The organism is Citrobacter freundii ATCC 8090 = MTCC 1658 = NBRC 12681 (assembly GCF_011064845.1).
Classification (GTDB): domain Bacteria; phylum Pseudomonadota; class Gammaproteobacteria; order Enterobacterales; family Enterobacteriaceae; genus Citrobacter; species Citrobacter freundii.
In genome coordinates this window covers 606,646-630,262 of sequence record NZ_CP049015.1, presented here as the reverse complement: position 1 = coordinate 630,262, position 23,617 = coordinate 606,646, and the positions used below count along the sequence as shown (strand labels likewise).

General features: G+C 45.8%; 19 protein-coding genes and 2 pseudogenes. 10 read left to right on the top strand and 11 right to left on the bottom strand.

The annotated features are described in order from the left end of the window. Positions 1 to 51: 51 nt before the first annotated feature. Positions 52 to 1,236 carry a mannonate dehydratase gene (gene uxuA / locus G4551_RS03100; RefSeq protein WP_003837169.1) on the bottom strand — a complete coding sequence of 395 codons (1,185 nt, stop codon included), beginning with the start codon at positions 1,234 to 1,236 and terminating at the stop codon, positions 52 to 54. Between the two features lie 259 nt (positions 1,237 to 1,495). Here uxuA and gntP point away from each other — a divergent pair, with 259 nt between their 5' ends. After that, positions 1,496 to 2,839 carry a gluconate permease GntP gene (gene gntP / locus G4551_RS03095; RefSeq protein ID WP_003033260.1) on the top strand — a complete coding sequence of 448 codons (1,344 nt, stop codon included), beginning with the start codon at positions 1,496 to 1,498 and terminating at the stop codon, positions 2,837 to 2,839. Between the two features lie 49 nt (positions 2,840 to 2,888). Here gntP and G4551_RS03090 read toward each other — a convergent pair whose 3' ends face one another. From G4551_RS03090 to G4551_RS03080, 3 genes are read right to left on the bottom strand one after another with little or no spacing between them, the layout of a single operon-like run. Then, positions 2,889 to 3,584 (bottom strand): LutC/YkgG family protein, encoded by a 696-nt coding sequence (locus G4551_RS03090; protein ID WP_003837166.1) that lies wholly within the window; start codon positions 3,582 to 3,584, stop codon positions 2,889 to 2,891. After that, positions 3,577 to 5,004 carry a LutB/LldF family L-lactate oxidation iron-sulfur protein gene (locus tag G4551_RS03085; RefSeq protein ID WP_003033254.1) on the bottom strand — a complete coding sequence of 476 codons (1,428 nt, stop codon included), beginning with the start codon at positions 5,002 to 5,004 and terminating at the stop codon, positions 3,577 to 3,579. Before G4551_RS03085 ends, G4551_RS03090 begins: the two co-directional genes overlap by 8 nt. Positions 5,005 to 5,014: 10 nt before the next feature. Next, the gene (locus G4551_RS03080; protein WP_003837164.1) at positions 5,015 to 5,734 is read right to left on the bottom strand and encodes a (Fe-S)-binding protein; all 720 of its coding nucleotides are present in this window, start codon (positions 5,732 to 5,734) and stop codon (positions 5,015 to 5,017) included. Positions 5,735 to 6,315: 581 nt separating this feature from the next. Here G4551_RS03080 and G4551_RS03075 point away from each other — a divergent pair. After that, positions 6,316 to 7,869 carry an L-lactate permease gene (locus tag G4551_RS03075; RefSeq protein WP_003837161.1) on the top strand — a complete coding sequence of 518 codons (1,554 nt, stop codon included), beginning with the start codon at positions 6,316 to 6,318 and terminating at the stop codon, positions 7,867 to 7,869. Positions 7,870 to 8,363: 494 nt separating this feature from the next. Here the strand turns inward: G4551_RS03075 and pdxY are convergent, their stop codons facing one another. The 3 genes from pdxY to G4551_RS03060 all read right to left on the bottom strand — a co-directional run bounded on the left by pdxY (position 8,364) and on the right by G4551_RS03060 (position 12,059). Next, the gene (gene pdxY, locus G4551_RS03070; RefSeq protein WP_003837157.1) at positions 8,364 to 9,221 is read right to left on the bottom strand and encodes a pyridoxal kinase PdxY; all 858 of its coding nucleotides are present in this window, start codon (positions 9,219 to 9,221) and stop codon (positions 8,364 to 8,366) included. An 11-nt stretch (positions 9,222 to 9,232) separates the two neighbouring features. Continuing rightward, positions 9,233 to 10,498 carry an aromatic amino acid transporter gene (locus tag G4551_RS03065; protein ID WP_003837156.1) on the bottom strand — a complete coding sequence of 422 codons (1,266 nt, stop codon included), beginning with the start codon at positions 10,496 to 10,498 and terminating at the stop codon, positions 9,233 to 9,235. A 190-nt stretch (positions 10,499 to 10,688) separates the two neighbouring features. Further along, a complete protein-coding gene (locus tag G4551_RS03060) occupies positions 10,689 to 12,059 on the bottom strand; it encodes a tyrosine phenol-lyase (protein ID WP_003837154.1) in 1,371 nt (456 codons plus the stop codon). Between the two features lie 778 nt (positions 12,060 to 12,837). Between G4551_RS03060 and symE the strand changes: the two genes are divergently transcribed. After that, complete coding sequence (gene symE / locus G4551_RS03055; RefSeq protein ID WP_003837149.1) at positions 12,838 to 13,200, top strand: endoribonuclease SymE; 363 nt, start codon at positions 12,838 to 12,840, stop codon at positions 13,198 to 13,200. 46 nt (positions 13,201 to 13,246) lie between these two features. Here the strand turns inward: symE and G4551_RS03050 are convergent, their stop codons facing one another. Then, on the bottom strand, positions 13,247 to 13,882 hold the full coding sequence (locus G4551_RS03050; protein ID WP_003837147.1) for an HNH endonuclease: 636 nt from the start codon (positions 13,880 to 13,882) through the stop codon (positions 13,247 to 13,249). 140 nt (positions 13,883 to 14,022) lie between these two features. Here G4551_RS03050 and G4551_RS03045 point away from each other — a divergent pair, with 140 nt between their 5' ends. The 7 genes and pseudogenes from G4551_RS03045 to G4551_RS23790 form a co-directional block, all read left to right on the top strand. Then, positions 14,023 to 14,895, top strand: a complete 873-nt coding sequence (locus G4551_RS03045) for a phosphorothioated DNA-binding restriction endonuclease (RefSeq protein WP_003837145.1) — start codon at positions 14,023 to 14,025, stop codon at positions 14,893 to 14,895. 342 nt (positions 14,896 to 15,237) lie between these two features. Then, positions 15,238 to 15,801 (top strand): hypothetical protein, encoded by a 564-nt coding sequence (locus tag G4551_RS03040; protein WP_003837143.1) that lies wholly within the window; start codon positions 15,238 to 15,240, stop codon positions 15,799 to 15,801. 235 nt (positions 15,802 to 16,036) lie between these two features. Continuing rightward, positions 16,037 to 16,342, top strand: a pseudogene (locus tag G4551_RS03035) (tyrosine-type recombinase/integrase); the annotation flags it as partial. 202 nt (positions 16,343 to 16,544) lie between these two features. Then, positions 16,545 to 18,101: a recombinase family protein gene (locus G4551_RS03030; RefSeq protein WP_032941169.1), complete on the top strand. Its 1,557-nt coding sequence runs from the start codon at positions 16,545 to 16,547 to the stop codon at positions 18,099 to 18,101. Continuing rightward, positions 18,091 to 18,987 (top strand): ParB/RepB/Spo0J family partition protein, encoded by an 897-nt coding sequence (locus G4551_RS03025; protein WP_003842187.1) that lies wholly within the window; start codon positions 18,091 to 18,093, stop codon positions 18,985 to 18,987. The genes G4551_RS03030 and G4551_RS03025 overlap by 11 nt, the downstream gene beginning before the upstream one ends. Beyond that, positions 18,984 to 19,880: a plasmid partitioning protein RepB C-terminal domain-containing protein gene (locus G4551_RS03020; protein ID WP_003842189.1), complete on the top strand. Its 897-nt coding sequence runs from the start codon at positions 18,984 to 18,986 to the stop codon at positions 19,878 to 19,880. The genes G4551_RS03025 and G4551_RS03020 overlap by 4 nt, the downstream gene beginning before the upstream one ends. A gap of 135 nt (positions 19,881 to 20,015) precedes the next feature. Continuing rightward, positions 20,016 to 20,219: pseudogene (locus G4551_RS23790) on the top strand (integrase); the annotation flags it as partial. A gap of 130 nt (positions 20,220 to 20,349) precedes the next feature. Here the strand turns inward: G4551_RS23790 and G4551_RS03010 are convergent. From G4551_RS03010 to G4551_RS03000, 3 genes are read right to left on the bottom strand one after another with little or no spacing between them, the layout of a single operon-like run. Next, on the bottom strand, positions 20,350 to 21,375 hold the full coding sequence (locus tag G4551_RS03010; RefSeq protein ID WP_003842192.1) for an RES family NAD+ phosphorylase: 1,026 nt from the start codon (positions 21,373 to 21,375) through the stop codon (positions 20,350 to 20,352). A gap of 1 nt (position 21,376) precedes the next feature. Then, the gene (locus tag G4551_RS03005) at positions 21,377 to 22,309 is read right to left on the bottom strand and encodes a sce7725 family protein (protein WP_003842195.1); all 933 of its coding nucleotides are present in this window, start codon (positions 22,307 to 22,309) and stop codon (positions 21,377 to 21,379) included. A gap of 6 nt (positions 22,310 to 22,315) precedes the next feature. Then, a complete protein-coding gene (locus G4551_RS03000; protein ID WP_003842197.1) occupies positions 22,316 to 23,116 on the bottom strand; it encodes a sce7726 family protein in 801 nt (266 codons plus the stop codon). Positions 23,117 to 23,617: the final 501 nt, after the last annotated feature.

Sequence of the window (23,617 nt, the reverse complement as noted above, 5' to 3'; positions counted from 1 at the left end):
CAACGGATGAGAAAAGAAAAAGCCGGCCAGACAGGTGGCCGGCAACTCGCTTTAGCGGCTAAAGAAAGCGCGCTGGATAGCCATCTCAACGCCGCGCACTTCCGCCAGCCCTTTCAGGCGACCAATCGCGGAGTAGCCTGGGTTGGTTTTCTTTTTCAGATCGTCCAGCATCTGGTGGCCATGGTCCGGACGCATCGGGATCAGATCCTCTTTACCCTCGGCTTTACGGCGTTGTTCTTCTTCAACGATCGCTTTCACCACCTCGTACATGTCGACATCGCCATTAAGATGCGCCGCCTCATGGAAGGTTTTCGGGTTATCTTCACGCAGCGTGGAGCGCAGATGGGTGAAGTAAATGCGTGGACCAAACTGTTTGATCATGTCGACCAGATCGTTGTCCGCCCGCACGCCGTAGGAGCCGGTGCACATGGTGAAACCGTTCGCCATACTGTTGACCGTATCGACCATCCACTGCATATCTTCCACGGTGGAAACAATGCGCGGCAGGCCAAGGATCGGGCGCGGCGGATCGTCCGGGTGTACCGCCATGCGTACGCCTGCTTCTTCCGCCACCGGAATAATCGCCTTCAGGAAGACGGCAAAATTCTCACGCAGCGCGGCTTTGTCGATATCTTTATAGCGCGCCAGATGCTGGCGAAACTGGTCAAGCGTGTAGCCCTCTTCCGCACCCGGCAGACCGGCGATGATGTTGCGGGTCAGACGCGCTTTGTCTTCATCGCTCATGGTGGCGAAGCGTTCATTTGCCTGAGCAATCTCTTCGGCGGTGTAGTCCGCTTCCGCGCCCGGACGCTGGAGGATATGCAGCTCAAAGGCGGCAAACTCAATCTGGTCAAAACGCAGCGCTTTGGAGCCGTCCGGCAGAACGTATTCCAGGTCGGTACGGGTCCAGTCGAGAACCGGCATGAAGTTGTAGCACACGGTACGAATACCGCACTGAGCCAGGTTACGCAGGCTTTGCTGGTAGTTGGCGATCCACTGCAGATAGTTGCCGGAACGGGTTTTAATGTCTTCGTGGATCGGCACGCTTTCGACGACCGACCAGACCAGGCCCGCCTGCTCAATAATGGCTTTGCGTTTTAGGATCTCATCAACCGTCCACACTTCCCCGTTCGGGATATGGTGTAAGGCGGTGACAACGCCTGTGGCACCCGCCTGACGTACATCCGCTAAGGTGACCGGATCGTTAGGACCATACCAGCGCCATGTCTGTTCCATGTTTTATTCCTCGTTACGTTATGGACTCGACGATATGGCACATAAATTCCTCCTTTTGGTATGACATGTCAACCTGAAGCTTAAAATTGGTTAACCAAATCACGATTTATTCTATTGAGATCGCCATTTTACGGCCCTGTTGCTCAGTAATAATGTAAACATGTAACGCAATGTGACATTCATCGCATCAATGGTTAACCAATATATGTAACATCTCAACCAAAATCATAATAGTTCAACCAATAAAGGTAGACGTTATATGCACGTTCTCAATATTCTGTGGGTCGTATTCGGCATCGGTCTGATGCTGGTGCTCAATCTAAGATTCAAAATAAACTCGATGGTCGCCCTGCTGCTGGCGGCGCTCTCGGTCGGTATGCTGGCGGGTATGGATTTAATGGAGCTGCTGCACACCATGAAATCCGGCTTTGGCAGCACGCTGGGTGAACTGGCGATTATCGTGGTATTCGGGGCGGTCATCGGTAAGCTGATGGTTGATTCCGGGGCGGCGCATCAGATTGCCCATACGCTGCTGGCGCGCCTCGGCCTGCGCTATGTGCAGCTGTCGGTAATCATTATTGGTCTGATCTTCGGCCTGGCGATGTTCTATGAAGTGGCATTTATTATGCTGGCGCCGCTGGTGATCGTCATTGCAGCAGAAGCGAAGATCCCGTTCCTCAAGCTGGCGATTCCTGCCGTTGCCGCCGCCACCACCGCCCACTCGCTGTTCCCACCACAGCCGGGTCCGGTGGCGCTGGTTAACGCCTACGGCGCGGACATGGGCATGGTCTACATCTACGGTATTCTGGTGACCATTCCGAGCGTGATCTGCGCCGGGCTTATCCTGCCGAAGTTCCTCGGCAACCTCGATCGCCCAACGCCGTCATTCATGAAGGCCGACGTACCGGTTGACCAGAATAACCTGCCATCCTTCGGTGTTTCTATCCTGGTGCCGCTGATCCCGGCGATCATCATGATCTCCACCACCATAGCCAACATCTGGCTGGTGAAAGGGACGCAGGCGTGGGAAGTGGTCAACTTCTTAGGCTCTTCACCGATTGCAATGTTTATCGCTATGGTTGTCGCCTTCGTGCTGTTTGGTACCGCGCGTGGTCACGACATGCAGTGGGTGATGAATGCCTTTGAAAACGCGGTGAAAAGCATCGCCATGGTGATCCTGATCATCGGCGCGGGCGGTGTACTGAAGCAGACCATTATTGATACCGGCATTGGCGATACCATCGGCATGCTGATGTCACACGGCAATATCTCTCCGTACATCATGGCGTGGTTGATAACCGTGCTGATTCGTCTGGCAACCGGTCAGGGCGTGGTCTCCGCCATGACGGCTGCAGGGATTATTAGCGCCGCCATTCTCGACCCGGCAACCGGTCAACTGGTGGGCGTCGATCCGGCGTTACTGGTACTGGCAACGGCGGCGGGCTCCAACACCCTGACCCATATCAACGATGCCTCGTTCTGGCTGTTCAAAGGCTACTTTGACCTGTCGGTGAAGGATACGCTGAAAACCTGGGGTCTGCTGGAGCTGGTGAACTCCGTGGTTGGCCTGATTATCGTATTGATCATCAGCATGATTGCATAACGTCGATACCGCTCTGGTCCGCAGCGCCAGAGCGGTTATCCATCCTGCCTCAACAATCCTCAATAATCAGATACACCGCCTTCACCGGGCCATGCACTCCAACCACCTTGATAAGCTCAATATCCGCCGTCGAGCTGGGCCCACTAATGATGTTAATGCACGATGGCATACGCTCACCGGCCTGCGCCTTCTGATGCAGTTTTTCTGCCAGTTGCGCCACGCGCGGCAGGATAGTGCTTTTACGCAGCACGAAAATTGAGGATTCCGGCAACAGGCTCAGGGAACGCCCGCGCTCCGGCGCGGAAAACAGCACCACGCCGCCGGACTCGGTCAGGCCATACTCGGCATACACCACGCCCACTTTCGCCTTTTCGGCCTGGGTAATATTTTCACTGCCACGCGCCGGATCCCAGACCACGGCGTTGCATTCCTGTTGCAAGCGTTCGGTAATGCCCAGTGCCGCCAGCCGGCTGTCGCCGCTCAGCACCACCGGCTGCTGACCCAATTCTTCGCACAGACGGAGCGCCGCGTCTGCGGCCTGATCTTCGCGAGTCAGCTCACAGCGAGCCAGCATCACTTCACTGGCAAACTGGACAAACGCATCGCAGCGCTGCTGCGGGCTAAGTTCGGTCAGGCGCTCGTTAGCATAGTTGTTAACCGGCGCGACATCCGCTTGCGGTTCGAAGCGCAGCGGGCGACCCAGCGCCTGGGCGATGGTATTTAAAAACGCGGTACGGTTATCCATTCTTTTTCTCCTGCGCCTGATGTTTCTTAAACCAGCTACGGAAGCTCTCGCCGTCGGCATCAGGCAGATCGCGCGCCTCCATCCAGTCACCAATCGCGCCAACCTTGAGCGGCGTTTTGCCACCATTGATAAACCAGCTCGCCGCATGTGCGCCCGCCATCATCCCGACTTTCCACAGCCCCGGATGGCTATTGGCGTAGGCGAACATTTTGATCGCCCGTCGCTCGGCTTTCGGCGTTATGCCCTCCTCGGCCATCACCCGGCGATGACGCAGGATCAGTTTTGACAGCGGAATCTTAACCGGACAAACGCTGTCACAGGCCGTGCATAATGAACAGGCGTATGGCAGATCTTTAAAATCTTTATAGCCGCCGAGCAGCGGAGAGATCACCGCGCCGATAGGGCCGGGATAGATAGAACCATAACCGTGTCCGCCAATGTGGCGGTACGCCGGGCAGGTGTTCATACAAGCCCCGCAGCGGATGCAGCGCAGCACATCGCGAAACTCTGAGCCCAGCACCTGCGAGCGGCCGTTATCGACAATCACCAGATGGAACTCTTCCGGGCCGTCGACGTTATCCGCCTCGCGTGGGCCGGTCAGCCAGGTGTTGTAGCCCGTCAGACGTGCGCCCACAGCGCTGCGCGCCAGCATGGTGATCAGCACATCCACCTCGGCAAAGGTCGGCGCGATACGCTCCATGCCCATCACCGCAATGTGCGTTTTCGGCAGCGTGGTACACATGCGCGCGTTGCCTTCGTTGGTCACCAGGCAAACAGAGCCGGTTTCCGCCACGGCAAAGTTACAGCCGGTAATACCGATTTCGGCACTGAGGAAATCCTCGCGGATCTTTTGGCGAATGAACAAGGTCATGGCTTCCGGGGTTTCCGGGCCGTCGTAGCCCAGACGTTCGTTCAGCACGCGGCGGATCTGGTAGCGATCTTTATGAATAGCCGGGACCACGACATGCGAAGGCGGATCCTGATCCAACTGCAGGATATATTCGCCGAGATCGGTTTCGATCACCTGAATTCCGGCATCCTGCAGCACATGGTTGACACCGATCTCTTCGGTCACCATCGACTTGGACTTCACCACCTTCTTCGCATTTTTACTCTGCGCAACCTGCAAAATGTAGCGGGTGGCGTCTTCTTTGGTTTTGGCGAAATAGACGTGCCCGCCGTTTTCCGTCACTTTCTCGGAGAGTTGATACAGGTAAGCATCGAGGTTGCTCAGAACGTGATCGCGGATCTGGCTGGCACGATCACGCCAGTCTTCCCAGTGGCCTAGCTCATCAACCATTTTCTGCCGATTCGCACCAATACGCTCCTGCGCGTTGGCCACGGCTTTGCGCATGATCGGATCTTCGATCTGCTGACGAATGCGCAGTTTAAATTCTACATCGCTGGTTTTTATCGACATCTCTTTCCCCTCAGCGGCTCATCAGCACTTCAGCAATATGCATCACTTTGACCGGCTGGCCTTCGCGTTGCAGTCGGCCGCCAATGTTCAACAGGCAGCTGAAGTCAGCGCCGATCAAAAACTCCGGCTTCGCATCCATCAGATGTAAAACTTTCTCTTTCACCATCTCGCCGGAGATCTCGGCCATCTTGACCGAGAACGTCCCGCCAAAGCCGCAGCAGGTGTCCTGATCGGCAAACGTCAACAGCTCCAGTCCGCGCACGTTTTTCAGCAGCGTGAGCGGCTCTTCCTTCACCCCCAGTTTGCGGGTCAGGCTACAGGAAGGGTGATACACAGCGCGGCCCTGCAGGCTGGCACCCACGTCCACCACACCCAGTTTGTTGACGATAAAAGAGGTGAGATCCTGCATACGTCCGGCAACCTTCTCGGCGCGCAGCGCCCATTCAGGCTCATCCGCCAGATACGTCGGGTAGCTTTTTACCGCGTAGGTGCAGGAGCCTGCCGGGGAGATAATCGGATCGTCGTTGTCTTCCAGGGCGGCGATCAGGTTTTTCATCCCGGGGATCGCCTCTTTGATGTAACCGCTGTTGATGGCTGGCTGACCGCAACACCCTTGCTTCTCGGGGAAATTAACGCGACAACCCAGTTTTTCCAGCAGCAATACGGAGTCTCGTGCCATCCGTGATTTCAGTGCGTCACCAATACAGGTAACAAAGAAATTTACATTCACAATAACTACTCCATTGCTTCATTTCTGTTTATTGCGCTTGATATCGCGATATCAAACAAATGTTCATTCGTATTTCATGCCCAGTTTTTCTGTTTGCTGGTTTTACCAATACCTGGGTTCATGGTGATGCTCTGATCGTTTTCCTTTGATGACGACTCTCCTCTTCTTATATCAGGACAATCGCAAATGTCTGTATTTTCATTTGTATGACAAAACCAAATAATCCCCTAATCGACTCGCACATGCAATACCCTGGTTTATTTATTTCGGCCTCGCTCACATTTTTATATTGGAAACCACAGCGTTATTAACACCTTAGAAAACAGTTTCAGGTGATTACCACTGTTGTCACTACCATTATTAAAAAGTTTATTAAATAACTACTTATAGGTATTTAATCGGCACTTAAGTATATTTACCTGGCATTGGATTTTAATTAAAAGATTACAATAGTTACAAAACTATAAATCATAATTACTTTATTCACTGAAGCGATTCAGTTTGCATACTTTATTAGAACAGCAATGTAGCCTCCCCACCATAAATATAAATCAGGTTTAATGAACCAATTGGGAATAGCAATGAACGAATATTTTATGTTTGCCCTGGCACTCTCTCCGTTACTACTGATGGTATTTTTAATATTGAAATTGAAAATGCCCATCCATTATTCAGTACTGATCTCTTTGGTATTCACCGCTGCACTATCGGCAATATTCTGGGAAATGCCCGTACAAAATCTAAAAGCCGCGATAGGCTATGGCGCGCTGAAGGGATTATGGCCGATTGTGATCGTGATCCTCGGCGCTATCTTCAGTTATAACGTCATGCAGGCGACCAAAGCGCTGGATATTCTGCGCGATATTCTCGCCAGTATAAGCGAAGATAAGCGTATTCAGGTGCTGCTGATTTCATGGTGCTTTGGTGGATTTCTTGAAGCCGCGGCGGGTTATGGTACAGCGGTCGCCATTCCGATCGGTATTCTTATCGCACTGGGTTTCAATCCGCTGAAGGCGGCGATTGCCTCTCTGGTGGCAAATACCGTTCCCACTGCATTCGGCGCGGTCGGGATCCCGGTTTCTATTCTGGCGGAACAGGTTAACCTGCCGGTTTATACCTTAGGCGGAACCATTATTCTGCAGCTCGCGCTGTTTAATATCCTGCTGCCGTTTGTGATTGTCTGCATTATTGGCGGCGGCCTGAAAGCCATTCGCGGCGTATTTCTGATCACGTTGATTTGCGGTATTACCACACTGGTTCCGCAGTATTTTGTCGCTATTCATCTCGGTGCTGAATTACCCGCCTTTGCCGGTAGCCTGGTCAGCCTGTTTGCCGTGGCGATGGTTAGCCGTCTGCGCAAAGGGAAAACCGATCCCGAGTGGCGAATTGAAGTCAGCCATACCCGCGAAACCACGCCGCGCTCGGCAAAAGTGTTGTTCCGAGTTGGCTCTATTTATCTGTTTATTTTTGTGTTTATCCTGATGTGTTCGCCGCTGTTCCCGACGATAAAAGGCGCAGCCTCACAACTGGCCTCGGTGCTACATTTCACGTTGGCTGACGGCAAAACGATGGCGTTGAAAGTTGAATGGGTGACCACGCCAGGGATGCTGATCATCTTTGCGACCATTATCGGTGGTTTTATTCAGGGAGCGTCCGCACGCGGGATGCTGGAAGTATTTATCAAAACGATTTTCCAGCTTAAAAACTCTATCGTCGCAATTATGGCGATTGTCGCGCTGGCCACGGTGATGGATCTCAGCGGGATTATCTCCACGCTGGCACAATCAATTGTCGATCTGACCGGCAGCTCGTACGTCTTCCTCGCCCCGGTGATTGGCGCGCTGGGCACGTTCGTTACCGGCAGCGATACCAACTCGAACATTTTGTTCGGAAAACTGCAAACCATTGCCGCCAGCAAACTGCATATCGATCCCAACTGGCTGGCGGCGGCCAACACTTCTGGCGCAACGGGCGGGAAAATGATTTCGCCGCAAAGCATCGCCATCGCGGTATCCGCCACAAAAATGGACGGTCAGGCCAACCAGATCATGTCTGGCACCATGAAATACTGCTGCGCCTATATCGTGATCCTCGGCTTAAAGGTTGGCCTCTTTTATTACTGGTTTATGGCGTAAGCCATTGTCAACCCCGTCAAATTTGCGGCAACCGTATTTGACGACGCGGTGACCAAAAAGGTTTACACCTCCCCGGGAACGGAACGAGGCGACAGACTTTACGATTTGTCGGCGCTGACTAAAATAGCGCCGATGTTTCAAATCGAGGATTGTTGTTATGTTGTTCTGGAAAAAGATGGTGAAGAAGTTCGACGCCTTTTCCGCGTTGATTCCACCACGCTACTTCCGCGTGTAATACTGGGCACTTATGCCTGATGGCGCTTCGCTTATCAGGCCTACGTTTCGCATTCATTTGTAGGCCTGCGTTTCACGCTCATTTGTAGGCCGGATAAGGCGCTAGCCGCATCCGGCAGCAGCGTAAAATGTTCACCCCTTTCTCTTACGCAGTCCGCACGCTCTTAACATCACAACCCAAATACGAAGCCACGCAAAACGGTAGACCAGCGGATGCTGAAACCTCAGCAATGTCAGAAACACAGAGCCCCCTTGCGGCGTCAGATCACCGTTGCCTGATAGCGAACCTGTGGGTCCATAATCTGGTGGCGCGCGTCAATCAGCCGCAGTTCATACGAATCATGTTCTTTCGTCAGCCGCATTACCGCGTCAACAACACTGGTGGTCCGCTCCAGTGCCTGCTTGTCCTCATAACCATTGAGCAGTGAGGCCAGCATCACGCTGCAAATCAGATCCCCAACGCCCACCGGCATTTTGGCAAAGGTATACAGCGGCCGGGCAATGTGTAACGTCTGTTCCGGCGTCACCAGCAGCATTTCAAACGCCTGTTTGTCCCGCGAACAGTCGCCGAGATGCTTCACCAGCACCTTCTTTACGCCCCACGACACCAGCTGCCGCGCCGCTTCCACCACCTCGTCAAAACTACGCAGTTGTCTGCCCGTCAGCACGCCCAGCTCATAGAGATTCGGTCCCATCATGTCGGCCAGCTGAATGGCGTCATCGACAAAAAATGACTCCACTCCCTGCGCGACAATGCAGCCTTTTTGCGGGTCGCCCATTACCGGATCGCAAAAATAGAGCGCCTGCGGATTACGCTGACGAATGGTGGTGACCGCGTGCTTCACCTCTTCACAATGGCGTTTATCTCCAAGATACCCAGACAATACGGCATCGCATTGCGCCAGCTTTTGCAGGTCATCCAACCCGCTGATGATCGCGCTCAGCTCGCCGTGCGGCATCGCCATGCCCTGCCACATCCCATATTGGGTGTGGTTGGAAAACTGTACGGTGTAAAACGGCCAGACATCGATCCCCGAGAGCTGCATCGGCAACACAGCGGCTTTATTTCCGGCATAGCCATAAACAACCGACGACTGAACAGACAACACGTTTTTCATTTTGACTCCGTCTAACGAAACGTTGGCAGCAGACCAAATACGTCCAGAACAACCGTCAGATAGACAACCGCTCCGCAGACAATCACCAGGTTAAGCACGGTGTTATTACAGGGCGCGGTATAGCTGGCGGTTGGGAAACGTTTCCGCGCGGCTTTCACCAGGAACGGCGGCAGGATCACACTCCAGATGGTAAAGGCCAGACCGGCGTAACCAATCGCGTGCACAAAACCGTTCGGGAAGAAGAAGCACACGGCGGCTGGCGGGAAGTAGGTCACCAGCGCGGTTTTCAGGCGGCCCATGCCGTCGTCCGGGAAGTGAAACAGGTCGGCGATGTAATCGAACAGGCCAAGCGTCGCCGCCAGCAGGGAACTGGCTACCGCGAAGTTGCCGAAAAAGGTGAGGATCAGATCCATATACCGGCTGGTGAACAGCCCGCTGATGGCCTCGACAAACACATCGATATTGCCGCCTTTGGCGATAATCGGCGGGAATGAGGAACGGCTGATGTTACCCATCGTCACGCCCAGCCAGAAAATATACAGCAGCAGAGCAAACAGCGTACCGATGATAATCGAACGCGTAATATTCGAGACTCCGCTTGTGCCATACAGTTTAACCAGGCTCGGCACGTTACCGTGAAAACCAAACGAGATAATACAGAACGGCAGCGTCATCAGGATGTACGGCAGATACTGCGAATTGGGCAACGCCACCGCCACGCTGTCGATGAGTTTTGCCACTTCGATATGGCCAATCAGCCCGGAGAACGTGGCAAAGAACGCCACAAACTTACCGATAATCAGCACGGTAGTGATGCGTCCAACCAGCAGGGAGCTGTACCAGGCAATCGCACCGACCAGCATACTGACGATCACCACCGAGATATTCGCCGGAAAGCGCACACCGCTGTATTTGAACACGGTTTGCGCCATCACCGCCGACGAACCGGAGATATAGGCATAGGTCAGAATATACAGCACAAAGCCGAAAGCGATACCAACCACGATATTCCACTTCCTGCCTAATAAATCCTGAGTAAAGGTATTAAAACTGGCACCAGCGCCATAATGCAGGTTAACTTCGACCAGCATCAGACCGGTTAATAACATCATGATGGCGATAAACAGAAGAATAACAGACGCACCGGGGAACCATACGCCGGCCATCGCAATCGGCAGGGAGAACATCCCGCCACCCACTACGGTCGCGATAACCAACATGGTTCCGCTAATCAGTCCGGGGGTACTACTCTGTCGCTCAATGGCATTAATATCCATGATAAATGTTCCTGTAGACTATTCGTTATAATTACAGCTGTCATTTGTACATCATGCGGATAATAAAAATGTCGGAGTCAGGGTTTACTTTTTTTTAGTTATGTCACGGTAACGGGCACCGCAAAGGTTTCCTGTTCATGGAAAAGGAATACAAAAAAGCCCCATCACGTGATGGGGCCATAACTATTTTTTAGATGTAATCAAAGCGTGCAGTAAAGAAACGCAACTGCTTCGGCTCGTAAATAAACTTCAGCCCGCGAATATCTTCTTTGTGCTGGTAAAGTTTAATAATACCGTCAGCCACAACATCCATATGTGCGTAGGTATAAACACGACGTGGAATAGTCAGACGCACGGTTTCCAGTTTCGGTCTGTGGTGTTCACCGGTCACGTTATTACGGCCCGCAGAGATAATTCCGCGCTCCATACTGCGCACGCCGGTTTCCACATAGATGCTGGCAGCCAGACTTTGTGCCGGGAACTCATCTTGCGTCAGATGCTCGCAGAAGCGACGCGCATCGAGGAATACCGCGTGACCGCCTACCGGTTCAACAATCGGTACGCCAGCGGCTTTCAGCTTATCGCCCAGGTAGCGAACCTGCTTCACGCGGTGCTCAATATATTCGTACTGCATGGCTTCACGCAGGCCAATCGCCATCGCTTCCATATCACGTCCGGCCAGGCCGCCGTAAGATGGCATCCCTTCGTAGACCACGACTAACTCTTTGGCAGAAGAGAACATTTCGTCATCGTTCATGCACAGGAAGCCGCCGATGTTCACCAGACAGTCTTTTTTACCACTCATGGTACAACCGTCGGCGTAGCTGAACATCTCATGCACGATCTCGGCGATGCTCTTGTTCTCAAAGCCCTGCTCTTGCTCTTTGATAAAGTAGGCGTTTTCTACGCAGCGGGTAGCGTCGTAGAACACTTTAATGCCATGCGCTTCTGTCAGTTCACGCACCGCACGCATGTTAGCCATCGAGACCGGTTGGCCGCCCGCGAGGTTAACCGTCACCGCCAGGCAGATATACGCAATATTCTCTGCGCCTTTTTCATCAATCAGCTTTTGTAATTTTTTAAGATCGATATCACCTTTAAACGCAATATTCAGACCGGCATCGTGCGCTTCGTCACGAACGATATCGACAAACACCGCACCATTTTTTTCCTGGTGATAACGGGTGGTAGTGAAATACATATTCCCGGCAACATATTGCCCAGGTTTAATAGCCAGCTGCGATAACAGGTTTTCTGCGCCACGCCCCTGGTGAGTCGGAACAATATGTTTAAAGCCAAACAGTTCCTGCACGGTTCTTTCCAGATGATAGAAGTTTTCGCTGCCCGCGTACGCTTCATCACCCATCATCATTCCGGCCCACTGCTTGTCGCTCATTGCGTTAGTGCCACTGTCTGTCAGCAGGTCAATATAAATATCTTTCGAATTTAACAGGAAAGTATTGTAACCCGCTTCCTGCATTTTCTTGAGGCGTTCATCACGCGGGATCATAGATACAGTTTCAACGCTTTTAATACGGAAGGGTTCTGCCGGATAATTCATTTTGTTTCTCCAGTAACAGTGGTCATGTACGTATTAATGTGAAGTAAATCATACCTGGTTCATCAACAAATCCTGATGAAATATAACTATTCGCCTCCTGAGTCAGGGGGAGAAATAATGTGGAGGCACTATGCAAGATTTGATTGATTATGGAAATAGCCCGGTCAACATTAATCACTGGCAATAATTTAAAAAGCTGTAAATGTGGGTGATGCAAATCACACGTCATTTTTTTACCCGTTAATATTCAACAAGTTTTTTTTTGCTTTTCGATTTGCCATTCGTCGTAGTGTGTCTGCGGAGAGTGGAAATACTGAAAACATAACTTTCCAGGCTGGGCGCATAATGTATTGGTGAATGAGTACACCTCATTTTGTGAGAGTCGGATCACTTCACAGAGTGATATTTGTGATTCACATCACTAAAAGTGTAAAGCAAAGTGTACAAAACGGTGTTGTTTCAGAGTTTGCTATTTGCTTCAGTGAGTCAGATCGCATTTTTGGCCAGATGCCGACAGGCGTTGTTTTCTGGAACGTGGGGATATTCAGGCGTGTGAAAGGTAATGAATAAATACGATGAATAATACCGAATCTATTGTGATGAGTGGGTTTTCTATTTATTCCGAAAGCGTGCAATTCGCGCTTATTTCATCTTATTTACATCTGGACTTCCCCCAGGATACTGGCGTAATTTACAGGGGTTTTATTAGCGCGATGCGAAGGTGCGCCAACACCTCCGCATCGCTAATCACAGCAACTATTAATAGAGAATAGCAGCCATGACTGATACGCATTGTATTGCAGTTTCGTTTGATCCAGAAGTCCACGCCGCAGATAACCGTCGTCTGAAGGTGGGTTATGCGAGCCGTTATCCTGATTACAGCCGTATTCCGGTGAAGTACGTCCGGTTTCCGTCCATTGTGATGAAGGGCCAGTGGCTGAAAGCCGCCGGATTCGACACCGGCACCAGCGTTGATGTGCGCGTAATGCAAGGCTGCATCGTATTAACTGCCCGCGCCGCCGAACCCGAAGAGTCAGAACTGATGAAATCCCTGCGCGCCGTGGAAAAGCTCTCCGCGCGTAAGCAAAAGCAGGTGCTGGAGTTTATCGGGGTAATTGCGGGGAAAGCGTTGAAGGGGTGAGTGTGTGATTGTAATTGAGGCGCCTGCGGGCGCCTTTCTTGAGCGTTTAGCACAGCATATTTTTCAGTTCTTCTGGGGTATATGGCGGTATGCGCCGGTGCAGCATAGCATGACAATTTGGACACACGGGGATCAGGTCATTGATGGGATCAAGGCGGTAGTCTTCTTTAATTGCCGATAAGGGTACCAGGTGATGAACATGGATAAACCCTTCGGCAATCTTACCGTAGACCTTTGACATATCGATGCCACAGACTTTGCACTGACAACCGTGATGGCGAAGCGCTGCCTGTCGGGCGTTGCGGTCGCGCTCATAGCGATTCACGGTCACCTGAGTCGCTGCCCCTTCTATATATTCAGTTTGCGCTTCGAGTTCTTCAGGAAAGATCGTGTCGCTCACCGCCGCAGCGCGCTTTTTATCCTGAACAATATGAAAACCTTGCTCAGTCAATAATCTGACGCATTTCGAACTGATACCGCCGGAGAAATCCTGAGGGGTAAACGCTTTACCCGTCAAAAGCGTCGCCGCAATTCCGGCAATGGCTTTTGACGGATAGCGACGCCCCTGAAATTCCAGCTCGTAAAGCCGTGCCTCTTTGAAACGATGTGAGAAGCCCGAGTCATAGGCGTGAATGGCCTTGATGATGTACTCGCGCGGCAGCGTGTCAGGTAGTTCATTCATCGGGCAGGTTCCTTTAACCAAAGACTTTCTGAAATAACGGCAAGCGATAAAGTGACGTCGATAGTGTATCGGCCTCACTCCTCTTGATCAGGTGATATTTTGCGAGCATCATCGCAATTATTTACCCGATAATGAAATCAATGACTTCCAGTAAAACCCTACAACAGGCAATTGCCGACATCACCATCTGGCGTAAAGGCGAGCAGCGTGCGCCGCACAAGCCTCTGCTTCTGCTTCATGTGCTGGCGGGTTATCAGCAGGGCCACGGTCGCCTGTTTGACTACGGTTCGGAAGTTCGCGACCCGTTGCATAGTCTGCTGGAGCGATTTGGACCCCAGCGCGCGCAGTACCGCCCGGATATGCCTTTCTGGCGCTTACAGGGAGATGGGTTCTGGGAGCTACAAAACGCCGAGCATTGTTCAACATCCGGTAGCAGCAAACAGCCCCCTGCCGGGGAACTGGTAACGCACAACGTTGCCGGAGGTTTTGATGAACAGCATTTTGCCCTGCTGAAAAAGAGCAAGAGCCTCATCAACACCCTGGCCCAGCAAATCCTCGAGGCGCACTTCACCGAAAGCATCCAGGAAGAGATCGCGGATGAACTGGGATTTGATATCCTGCAAATCCGCAAACAGCGGGACCCATTGTTCCGCCAGCAGGTTCTGCGTGCCTATAACTATGAATGCGCTATTTGTGGCTTCAATATGCGCCACGACAGCACCTCGGTCGCCCTGGAAGCCGCCCATATCAAATGGAAACAGCACGGCGGTCCGTGCGAGATTTCAAACGGCCTGGCGCTGTGCGCAATCCACCATAAAGCCTTTGATAAAGGTTCGATTGGCCTGGATGAGAATATGCGAGTTCAGGTATCTCCCGCAGTAAATGGCAGCGGCATAGTGGGCAGACTGTTCTGGGATTTTGTCGGGAAGGAGATTGCTCTGCCGATAATGCACGAGAATTATCCAAAAGAAGGGTTTGTGGAATGGCACAGGAAGGAGGTGTTCAGGGAATGAGTGCGAAGGCCGGACTCGAACATCGCAACTATCCTTATGATCTTAAGAGATTAAACCTTAAAAATTGGGCATGATACCATCATTGATACCATCAGTCCCGATTGGTGATAATCGAACAAACTATATTAGTTATTCAACCTTGGTAGTGTAAGATTTATACATACTGTAATCAATGACCATAAATAATGTATAGAGTAAATCAAATCATCAAAACCATAAGCAAAATGAACTCTTATGCTCCCTATAATCAGATAAATAAAAAAAGTAACTTACTTAGAAAGATTCAAGTATATTCATTTCTCACATCTCACATCTCTCATTTCTCTTGTTTTAATGGTGATAATGGCAGTTATCTATAAGATTTGTGACCTTCCTAAAGAGCCATTTCTTTTACCAGCACTCGTTCTGTATGCCCTCAATTCTGTTGCCGGTATAGTTTATTTGTTTACACCTATAATTCCAGGTGTGAAGTTCATGCTCAACTTCAAAAAAGAAATTTTCAATGATCTAATCTGTGAAATTGACAATGATGAACAAAATATACAAAAACTGATGCCTTACTCGTTGACTGAATTAAACTATTCAATAGATTGGTTAAACATAAAGATACAAAGAGTGAAATCAAGGATAAATGATTTTTTTGGAGAAAAAACTGCCGTCTTATCAATAATTGGATTGGCATATTCAGCAATTCAAGGTTTTGGTGGGTTAGACAAATTGGGTGATACTATATCAAAAGGGCTCTTTAATTCCGGCACAGCAAATACATTAATTGTATTTGGATTAGCTTTACTTTTAGGGTTATCGCTTGGAGCATTAGCACTTAAAAATATTGCAAATCATTTGCAATATCTGAAAGAAATCCTTGAATTTGCAAAAAAAATAAAACAACAAAACGATGAATAAATCATTAGCATTTGCAATATCTTTTACTGGAAAAATGAAACCAGGGATCATCTTTATATTTACATGAATTTGATATATTAAAAAATACTATGGCGATACTCCAATTATTTTGTGTCGCCAGTATAGGAAAAGTGAAAGGGATAAATTCCATTATCGGATACATATTTCAAAGCTGGGAACTCAGTAGGTAGGTAATACATTGCCTCAGAAGTCCTACATTTTATGTGAAGATGACAAACCCATAAGTGAGAACACCGTTAACAAAGCTCTTCGGACAATGGGCTACGATACAAAAAAAGAAGTGTGTGGACATGGATTCAGGACAATGGCATGTAGTGCCCTTATTGAGTGAGGTCTTTGGTCAAGAGATGCTGTGGAAAAGCAAATGAGTCACCAGGAACGGAACTCCGTTCGAGCAGCTTACATTCATAAAGCGGAACATCTTGAAGAGCGAAAGTTGATGCTCCAATGGTGGGCTAACTATCTCGATACATGTAAAGAAGAAGCTATTACACCATTTACTTATGCAGTCCAATCGTAGCCACTAACAACCGGATAGTCTTAGGAAACATTCTAAGGCTAACTGTCATATCAGCTAAACAACTCAAATCCTTGCTGGATAGTCATAGACCCTGAAGCTTTCACTAAACCCCTCCAACTATCGATAAAAACAGTTGTAATTGATTAAAAAATGATCAATTTTATTCAGCATATTACATAAGATCATCCATGAGGTTTAGTGCATGACTGGCGAAAATGATAAAAATCATAAGGTTAGAGTTGCACAGTACTTAAGGATGTCCACTGACCATCAGCAGTATTCTTTACATAATCAGTCTGAATACATCAAAAATTATGCAGAAAAGAATAATATGGAGATTGCTTATACTTATGATGATGCAGGCAAGAGCGGGGTCAGCATCGTAGGGAGACATTCTTTACAACAGCTACTTAGTGATGTGGAACAGAAAAAAATAAATATACAAGCTGTATTATTTTATGATGTCAGTCGCTTTGGTCGTTTTCAAAATAGTGATGAAGCTGCTTATTACTCTTTTCTCTTTGAGAGAAATGGTGTGGATCTTATATATTGCTCAGAACCCATACCCACTAAGGAGTTTCCTTTAGAATCATCCGTCATATTGAATATAAAAAGATCAAGTGCAGCTTATCATAGTAGAAATTTATCCGAAAAAGTTTTCATAGGGCAAGTAAATTTAATAAAGCGTGGTTATCATCAGGGAGGTATGGCTGGTTATGGACTTAGAAGACTTTTAGTGGATGAAAATGACATAGCTAAGGAAATCTTAAATTTTAGAAAAAGAAAAAGCATCCAAACAGATAGGGTTATATTAATCCCTGGACCTAAAATTGAAATACAAATTGTAAACAAAATCTATGACCTTTTTATAGATCATCATGTACCAGAGTTTATCATTGCTGAAAAATTAAATGAACAAAATATAGCAGCAGAAAACGGTTCATACTGGACTCGTGGGAAAATACACCAAATATTGACTAATGAAAAGTACATTGGCAATAATATATACAATAAAACCTCTTCCAAACTTAAAAGTAAATCCATTAAAAACCCTAAACATGAATGGGTACGATGTGATAAAGCATTTAAGCCAATTATTTCAAAGAAAAAATTTAATAAAGCACAGAATATAATCCAGCTTAGGTCGATACATTTATCAAATGATGATCTTTTAGAAAAGTTAAAGCAAAAATTAGAAAACAATGGAAAACTATCAGGGTTTATCATTGATGAAGATGATACAGGTCCATCATCATCTGTCTATAGAGCTCGCTTTGGTGGTCTTTTAAGAGCATATAGTTTAATTGGCTATAAGCCAGAGCATGATTACAGTTACCTCCAAATAAATGAAGCACTAAGAACATTCTATTCTGATGTAATTGAAGATTTCAAAAATAATATTTTGCAAAACAACTGTTATGTAGATGAACATAAATATGCGCCGATGCTATATATTAATGAAGAACTTATAGTTTCTGTAGTCATAACAAAATGCAACCATATGAAATCTGGGAAACTAAGATGGAAAGTGAGATTCGATAATACATCGAGGGCAGACATAACCATCGTAATACGAATGGATTCTCAAAATGAATCACCTCGTGATTTCTATATCATACCAAAAATTGACAATGCATTTAGTAAAATGGTTATATCAGAAAAAAACAACCTCCGATTAGAACTCTATAGATTTGACAACTTAGATAAATTTCTAAACATCATTAATCATATAAGAGTGAGGGATCTCTATGCAGCCTAAAATTAATGAATCCTCCATAATCCACATTGAAATTGCAAAAATAAAAATAGTTATCCCACGGACTAGGAACAAAGGAGTACATGACGAAATAAAAGAAAGTATAAAAAAAAGAGGTTTAAGCAAGCCGATAAGTGTAAGAGCTATTGATGAAGTGGATTTCAAATATGCTTTAATCTGTGGTCAAGGAAGAATAGAAGCTCTTATTGCATTGGGTGAAACAACAATCCCCGCAATTATAAGAGATGTTTCAGAGGAAGATGCTTATGTTATGAGTTTAGTTGAAAATATTGCAAGGAGGCGACCGCGTTCTAATGAGTTACTTCAGATTATAAAGGATATGAAAATCAGAGGGCTATCTGATTCTGAGATAAGCGAGATTACGGGCTATTCAACGAATTGGGTAAACAGTATAAACATGCTTCTTGATAAGGGAGAGCATAAACTTCTTTCTGCTGTTGAAAGAGGTAATTTACCATTGTATCTCGCAGTTGAATTTGCAAGATGTGAAACGGAAGAAGCCCAAAATCTTCTTACTGAAGCATATGATAAAAAGATAATAAAGAGTCGGGACATTATAAAAATAAAACACATACTAAATCAGCGAATCACAGGAAATAAAGGGGCAAAAGCAGCAGGTTTTTTTTATCACAAACCAACTAAAAAAATGTCAGCAGAAGAATTAATCTCTTTATATGAGAACAGCATCGCTGAACATAGATCTGTTTATAACCACTCTAAGTTTGTAAAAACCAATCTATTAATAGTAAACGAAATTTTCAATATAATAATTATGAATAAAAGCTTTCAAAACCTACTTGAGCAAGAGAACCTATCAGAACTACCATCGCAGATCATAAACCCAATAAATAAAGAGGTATCACAATGATTAAGTTACGCTTTGGTGATAATTTTATTTATTTAGAAACTAACAACCTAACCCCTTCCAAAGAGTTATTGGAAAATGTGAAACGAAGCCATAAATATCATCAAATAGTTACATCCATTGAGAGCTTAGGTATTATTGAACCAATAATAGTATTTTATGATAAAGAAAATGATGTTACAAAGATACTTGATGGTCATTTAAGGATTGAGGCTCTAAAAGACTTAGGCATAGAAAAAGCCCCATGCATACTTTCGAGTATTGATGATGCCTTTACTCCGAACAAACAAGTGAATCATATTAATGTTGTTGAAGAGCATAGAATGATAATCAAGGCACTTGCTAAGGTATCAATTGAAAAGTTGAGTGCTGCTTTGGGTATGTCAGTTGAGTCTATTAGAGATAAGGCTAATGTTATGAACGGAATTGATCCCAGTGTAATATCAAAACTTTCTGATAAGCCCATTCCCAAAGCAACATTTGATGTATTGAGGAAGATGAAACCCATACGCCAAATTGAAGCAGTCGGTACAATGATAAATTTTGATAATTATAGTAAAAAATTTGCAATGAGCATCTTGGATGCTACACCGGCATCGATGATAGTAAATAAAGGGAAAAACACTCCCTATAAAAAGGACATAAAAAAAACCATACTTCGTCTGGAACAGGAAATGGCAACAACTTCGGAAGAAACAAAAAAGCTTCAAACCGAGTATGGTTCAGATATGTTGAAATTCGTTATAATCCAGTCATATATTAATAAATTACTTGGTAACTCTAAAGTTCTTCATTGGTTCTTGGAAAACGAGGTTGATTATCTTAATGAGTTAAAAAGAATTTCGAAAATAAATTCTTTAGATGATAAGACTCTTGCTGAAAACAGCCAGTCATAGGTATGGTTTTATATAGCCGAAATAAACCAAGAAGTATACTTACACAACCAGAATGGCTTCTCTTAGATATTAGCATAAGTAGGCAGTATAAGCCGTAATCATTCGAACGGTTTAAGGAGGTGAATTATGGTTAACAGAATGAGATCTATTGCGAGAACGACGACAGAGGAATCTGGTAAGTTCGGGACTGGTGTCTTAGAAGCGGCCCTTGCCCACTCGAAGAAAGATTAAATAATTGCAGCTTACAATCGCCCGGAATATCTGGCAGAACGAGTGGCTCTCACGCAGTGGTGGAGTGATTATGCGCAAACTCAAAGGCTAAAAGCTATTGCAACCTAATTACGTAAAAATAATCGCGAAGGCCGGACTCTAACATCGCAACTATCCTTATGATCTTTAGTAATTAATGCGACCCACATTGTCGATGATACTATCAGTCCCGACTGGTGATAATCGAACAAAGAGTATCTTAATTTTGTTTACTTACACTAACTTCGACTTTATCTATATCATAAATACTTACATTTCCTCCAGTCGCATTTAACGGATCAAAAAGAGCAAGATTGATTCCTTCACTTACAGAACTACTATAAAGTACTCCATGAAAGCCAGTTTTCTTAATAAATTCGCATATATATTGACTTGGAATATAATCAAGGGCTGCACTTTTAGGTAATACAGGTCTTGTTAGTTCATAACCAAGTCGTTCAAGAAAAGGTATATCTGCAAGCATTTTACCCATTTCACCTGGATCGGTTAATAAAAACGGTGAAACGGTTTCACGAGGGTTTCTTAGGTCTATTAGAGTCAAGTTATCTCTTAGAGTAAACTCTGCGACACAAGCTCTGTCACCTGTATGAGGTCGAATTTCAGACAAAGCTGTATCTGGTTTAGATCCAAGATATAAATACGGTATACCTGTAGGATTTGCTCTCCCATGACTAACTAATCTCTTTGGGGGAGCCCCCATTTTGTCTATCATAAAAGCAGCATCGTCTGCATAAATACGGGCTCGATACCAAGTTTTAGAAAAATCATCCAAAGCAAGGAAACTTAATAACTCGCCAAGCCTATCTGTATCAAGTGATTTATTCAAAAAATATCTATTTTCATACATGAGTTCCTGACAAAGATGATCCCATAATGCGAGAGATTCACTCTTATAAGCATCAGAAAGTACGAAAGTTTTTCTAACGACATTCCCATCATCAAGTATATCACCTAATAACTCTTTGGCATGAGCCTCATCTAAAAGAGGATGTGAGAATAGCTTCCAATCCTCTTTCAAATGTGCAACTAGACTCTTACCATCCGGATGATTTTCGTAGATGTTTATCAATGAACTAAAATGATCAAATAAAGCATGAGGCTCAATAATCTCAATACCTTTGGTACCACAATACGAACAATCGCCAAAATCAGGGGAAAGTGAAGGTATGATATTTTTCTTTAAACCATTATCCCCAAAACAGCTCGCACAGCAGTACTTGATCATATTATTTACCATCCATGAAATCGGCTAGGGTTTCTATATGGTGAATCATAGACAATTTTTTAACTGTCCCTAAACCAGGGAAGTGACTCGGATTATGTAATCGCCTAAACTCTTTGATAGCCGACGTTTCAAGCAACATGGATTTGCCTGAATTTAAAGCAGCCATTAATTTATCAAGGGACTGTGCGAACTTACCTGCTGGGTCTGTCGGTGTATCACGTGTTGTCGAAACAAAATGATAGATGTACATTTCATCTTCATGCTTCGTATTAATGTAAGTAAGATGAATAGCAACCGCATACGCAGGGCCACCGGACTCACTAAATTCATCACCAACAATTAAGAAATCACCAAAACCATTCATACCCTCTTCTTCATAATTAAGATGAAGATCTGAAAAGAACTCAGAATCGGGATGGTCAGCATTTCGTCTTTTTTCAAAGCCATCTTTAATTAAAATTCTTTCTGAACCCGAAAAATGTTTTCGATAAGCTTTAGAACAATAGTTAGAAATAAATACATGTTTGTATCCATCCCCAAATCTTTCATGTAAAGCTTTTGGCTCATCAAACCCGGCATGAATAAAGGTGACTTTATGAACGAGATCTGAATGAAGGAGATTATCAACCTTAGCAATAGTCATACTCTTATCAAGGAGTATTCCTACAGAAATTTTTTCATACTTACTAAATTCATTTTTTAATAATTGAGCTATACTTTGTCCATCGGTAGAGTGATCACCACATGCCGGATTAATGATGACAATAGCCCTACCATCATTTTCTTTTATTGTTTTCAGTGTTCGCTCAAGACCATTGAGAGCCTCTCTCACAGGCTCTATAATTGGAGTAAAACCTGCCTCAGCCATTACATTAGCAGTGTCTCTAATAGCCAACAGTTCAAATTGTTTCCCACGAAAATAAGGATAATACATAGTTTGTTACTCCCATAACAATGCCTCATTAAGAGGAAGCTGCATAGTATTAATTAATCGCTCATGATCCTTAGAGCGAAGCTGAATAGAAAGTGCTGCTGGTTGTAAAGACTTTGGTAAGTTGAGAATCAACTCTCTTAAAGAAAGTAAACTTCTGCTTTCCTTTAAAGTTTTTAGCATTAAATTATATACAGAAACAGGTGGTAGGCCACTAAACTCTTCTTTTAAGAAACCATGCATTTGGGTATTCGGTAAGTTGGGAATTTTTATACCTAACTCGGAAGCAATAATTTTCGCCTCATTAATTCTTAATGATTCAAAGATTGTTACAGGGCATATAAAGTCTAAAACTTCTTCAGCTTCTCTTATAGTAGAGATTCGATTCCATCGGGTTAAACTCAATACCCCAATGGTAGATTCAGTTGTTTTCAGCACATCATCTATATGCTCTGAACCTGCTATTACATAGATTTTCCCAAATGCTTTACGGTAGTTTGTTATTTGGTTTTGTAGACGGCTTAAGGAATCTCTTTCGGATTTTATTTCGTAAACCGTTCCAGTTCCGTTCAGAATGATGAGATCAGCCTTGCAAGAGCCGATTCTGAATTCGTTAAGCATACAGGCAGTTCTTAATGAATGCTTCCCAAGTAAAAGATTGTGTGTGAGTGCAGAACGATAAACATACTCATTCCGCAAGCCTGTTTGTCTGAGTAAGGCAAATGCCTCATTGAAGGCTTCACCAACGGTAATCCCATGTGTATCTGCATGGTCAAAAAGCTCGGTCTCTCGGAGAGAGCGAGCAAACATAGGAGACTGCCCTTTTTTCGCTATCTCGCTGAAGACTGAAGCGGAAAAAAGTCTACTTAAAGCAGTCAATTGAAAAGAGTTAAGATCGTTACTTCTCATCATGGTGAATCACATAGTCCATCGTTCAGGATCTTGTTTGGCTACTGTCAAAATCCTTAGCAACCCCACATAAGAGTCGTTCATCGTGTAGGAAAGCTATGAAAATATCTTCACCTTAGGTTACCAAACCAGCAGTGCTCTGCAAAGAAATCTCTAAGCAATTGGAATGTAGTCCTGCACTCAGGTTCATTATAGGTGTCTACAAACTTTGAATTTGTGAGATATAGCACAAACCATTGAAGTTACAGGGGTTTAAACGAATTTGTCATTAAAACGGTAATGTTAACAAACAATACATTCCAAAACTAATAATCAACTTAATGACTAATTTAACCACATGATTTTAATGAGAAAAACTTAGAGGTAGCTTTAATGAAATAAAAAAATTAATTCTGTGCCATT

What these genes read in the sequence shown, in the direction of transcription:
- G4551_RS03065 (WP_003837156.1), bottom strand. Translation starts at nt 10,498, where the DNA reads ATGGATATTAATGCCATTGAGCGACAGAGTAGTACCCCCGGACTGATT.
- uxuA (WP_003837169.1), bottom strand. Translation starts at nt 1,236, where the DNA reads ATGGAACAGACATGGCGCTGGTATGGTCCTAACGATCCGGTCACCTTA.
- G4551_RS03000 (WP_003842197.1), bottom strand. Translation starts at nt 23,116, where the DNA reads ATGTTTGCTCGCTCTCTCCGAGAGACCGAGCTTTTTGACCATGCAGAT.
- gntP (WP_003033260.1), top strand. Translation starts at nt 1,496, where the DNA reads ATGCACGTTCTCAATATTCTGTGGGTCGTATTCGGCATCGGTCTGATG.
- G4551_RS03050 (WP_003837147.1), bottom strand. Translation starts at nt 13,882, where the DNA reads ATGAATGAACTACCTGACACGCTGCCGCGCGAGTACATCATCAAGGCC.
- G4551_RS03075 (WP_003837161.1), top strand. Translation starts at nt 6,316, where the DNA reads ATGAACGAATATTTTATGTTTGCCCTGGCACTCTCTCCGTTACTACTG.
- G4551_RS03005 (WP_003842195.1), bottom strand. Translation starts at nt 22,309, where the DNA reads ATGTATTATCCTTATTTTCGTGGGAAACAATTTGAACTGTTGGCTATT.
- G4551_RS03010 (WP_003842192.1), bottom strand. Translation starts at nt 21,375, where the DNA reads ATGATCAAGTACTGCTGTGCGAGCTGTTTTGGGGATAATGGTTTAAAG.
- G4551_RS03025 (WP_003842187.1), top strand. Translation starts at nt 18,091, where the DNA reads ATGCAGCCTAAAATTAATGAATCCTCCATAATCCACATTGAAATTGCA.
- G4551_RS03040 (WP_003837143.1), top strand. Translation starts at nt 15,238, where the DNA reads ATGGCAGTTATCTATAAGATTTGTGACCTTCCTAAAGAGCCATTTCTT.
- G4551_RS03060 (WP_003837154.1), bottom strand. Translation starts at nt 12,059, where the DNA reads ATGAATTATCCGGCAGAACCCTTCCGTATTAAAAGCGTTGAAACTGTA.
- G4551_RS03030 (WP_032941169.1), top strand. Translation starts at nt 16,545, where the DNA reads ATGACTGGCGAAAATGATAAAAATCATAAGGTTAGAGTTGCACAGTAC.
- G4551_RS03085 (WP_003033254.1), bottom strand. Translation starts at nt 5,004, where the DNA reads ATGTCGATAAAAACCAGCGATGTAGAATTTAAACTGCGCATTCGTCAG.
- symE (WP_003837149.1), top strand. Translation starts at nt 12,838, where the DNA reads ATGACTGATACGCATTGTATTGCAGTTTCGTTTGATCCAGAAGTCCAC.
- pdxY (WP_003837157.1), bottom strand. Translation starts at nt 9,221, where the DNA reads ATGAAAAACGTGTTGTCTGTTCAGTCGTCGGTTGTTTATGGCTATGCC.
- G4551_RS03045 (WP_003837145.1), top strand. Translation starts at nt 14,023, where the DNA reads ATGACTTCCAGTAAAACCCTACAACAGGCAATTGCCGACATCACCATC.
- G4551_RS03020 (WP_003842189.1), top strand. Translation starts at nt 18,984, where the DNA reads ATGATTAAGTTACGCTTTGGTGATAATTTTATTTATTTAGAAACTAAC.
- G4551_RS03090 (WP_003837166.1), bottom strand. Translation starts at nt 3,584, where the DNA reads ATGGATAACCGTACCGCGTTTTTAAATACCATCGCCCAGGCGCTGGGT.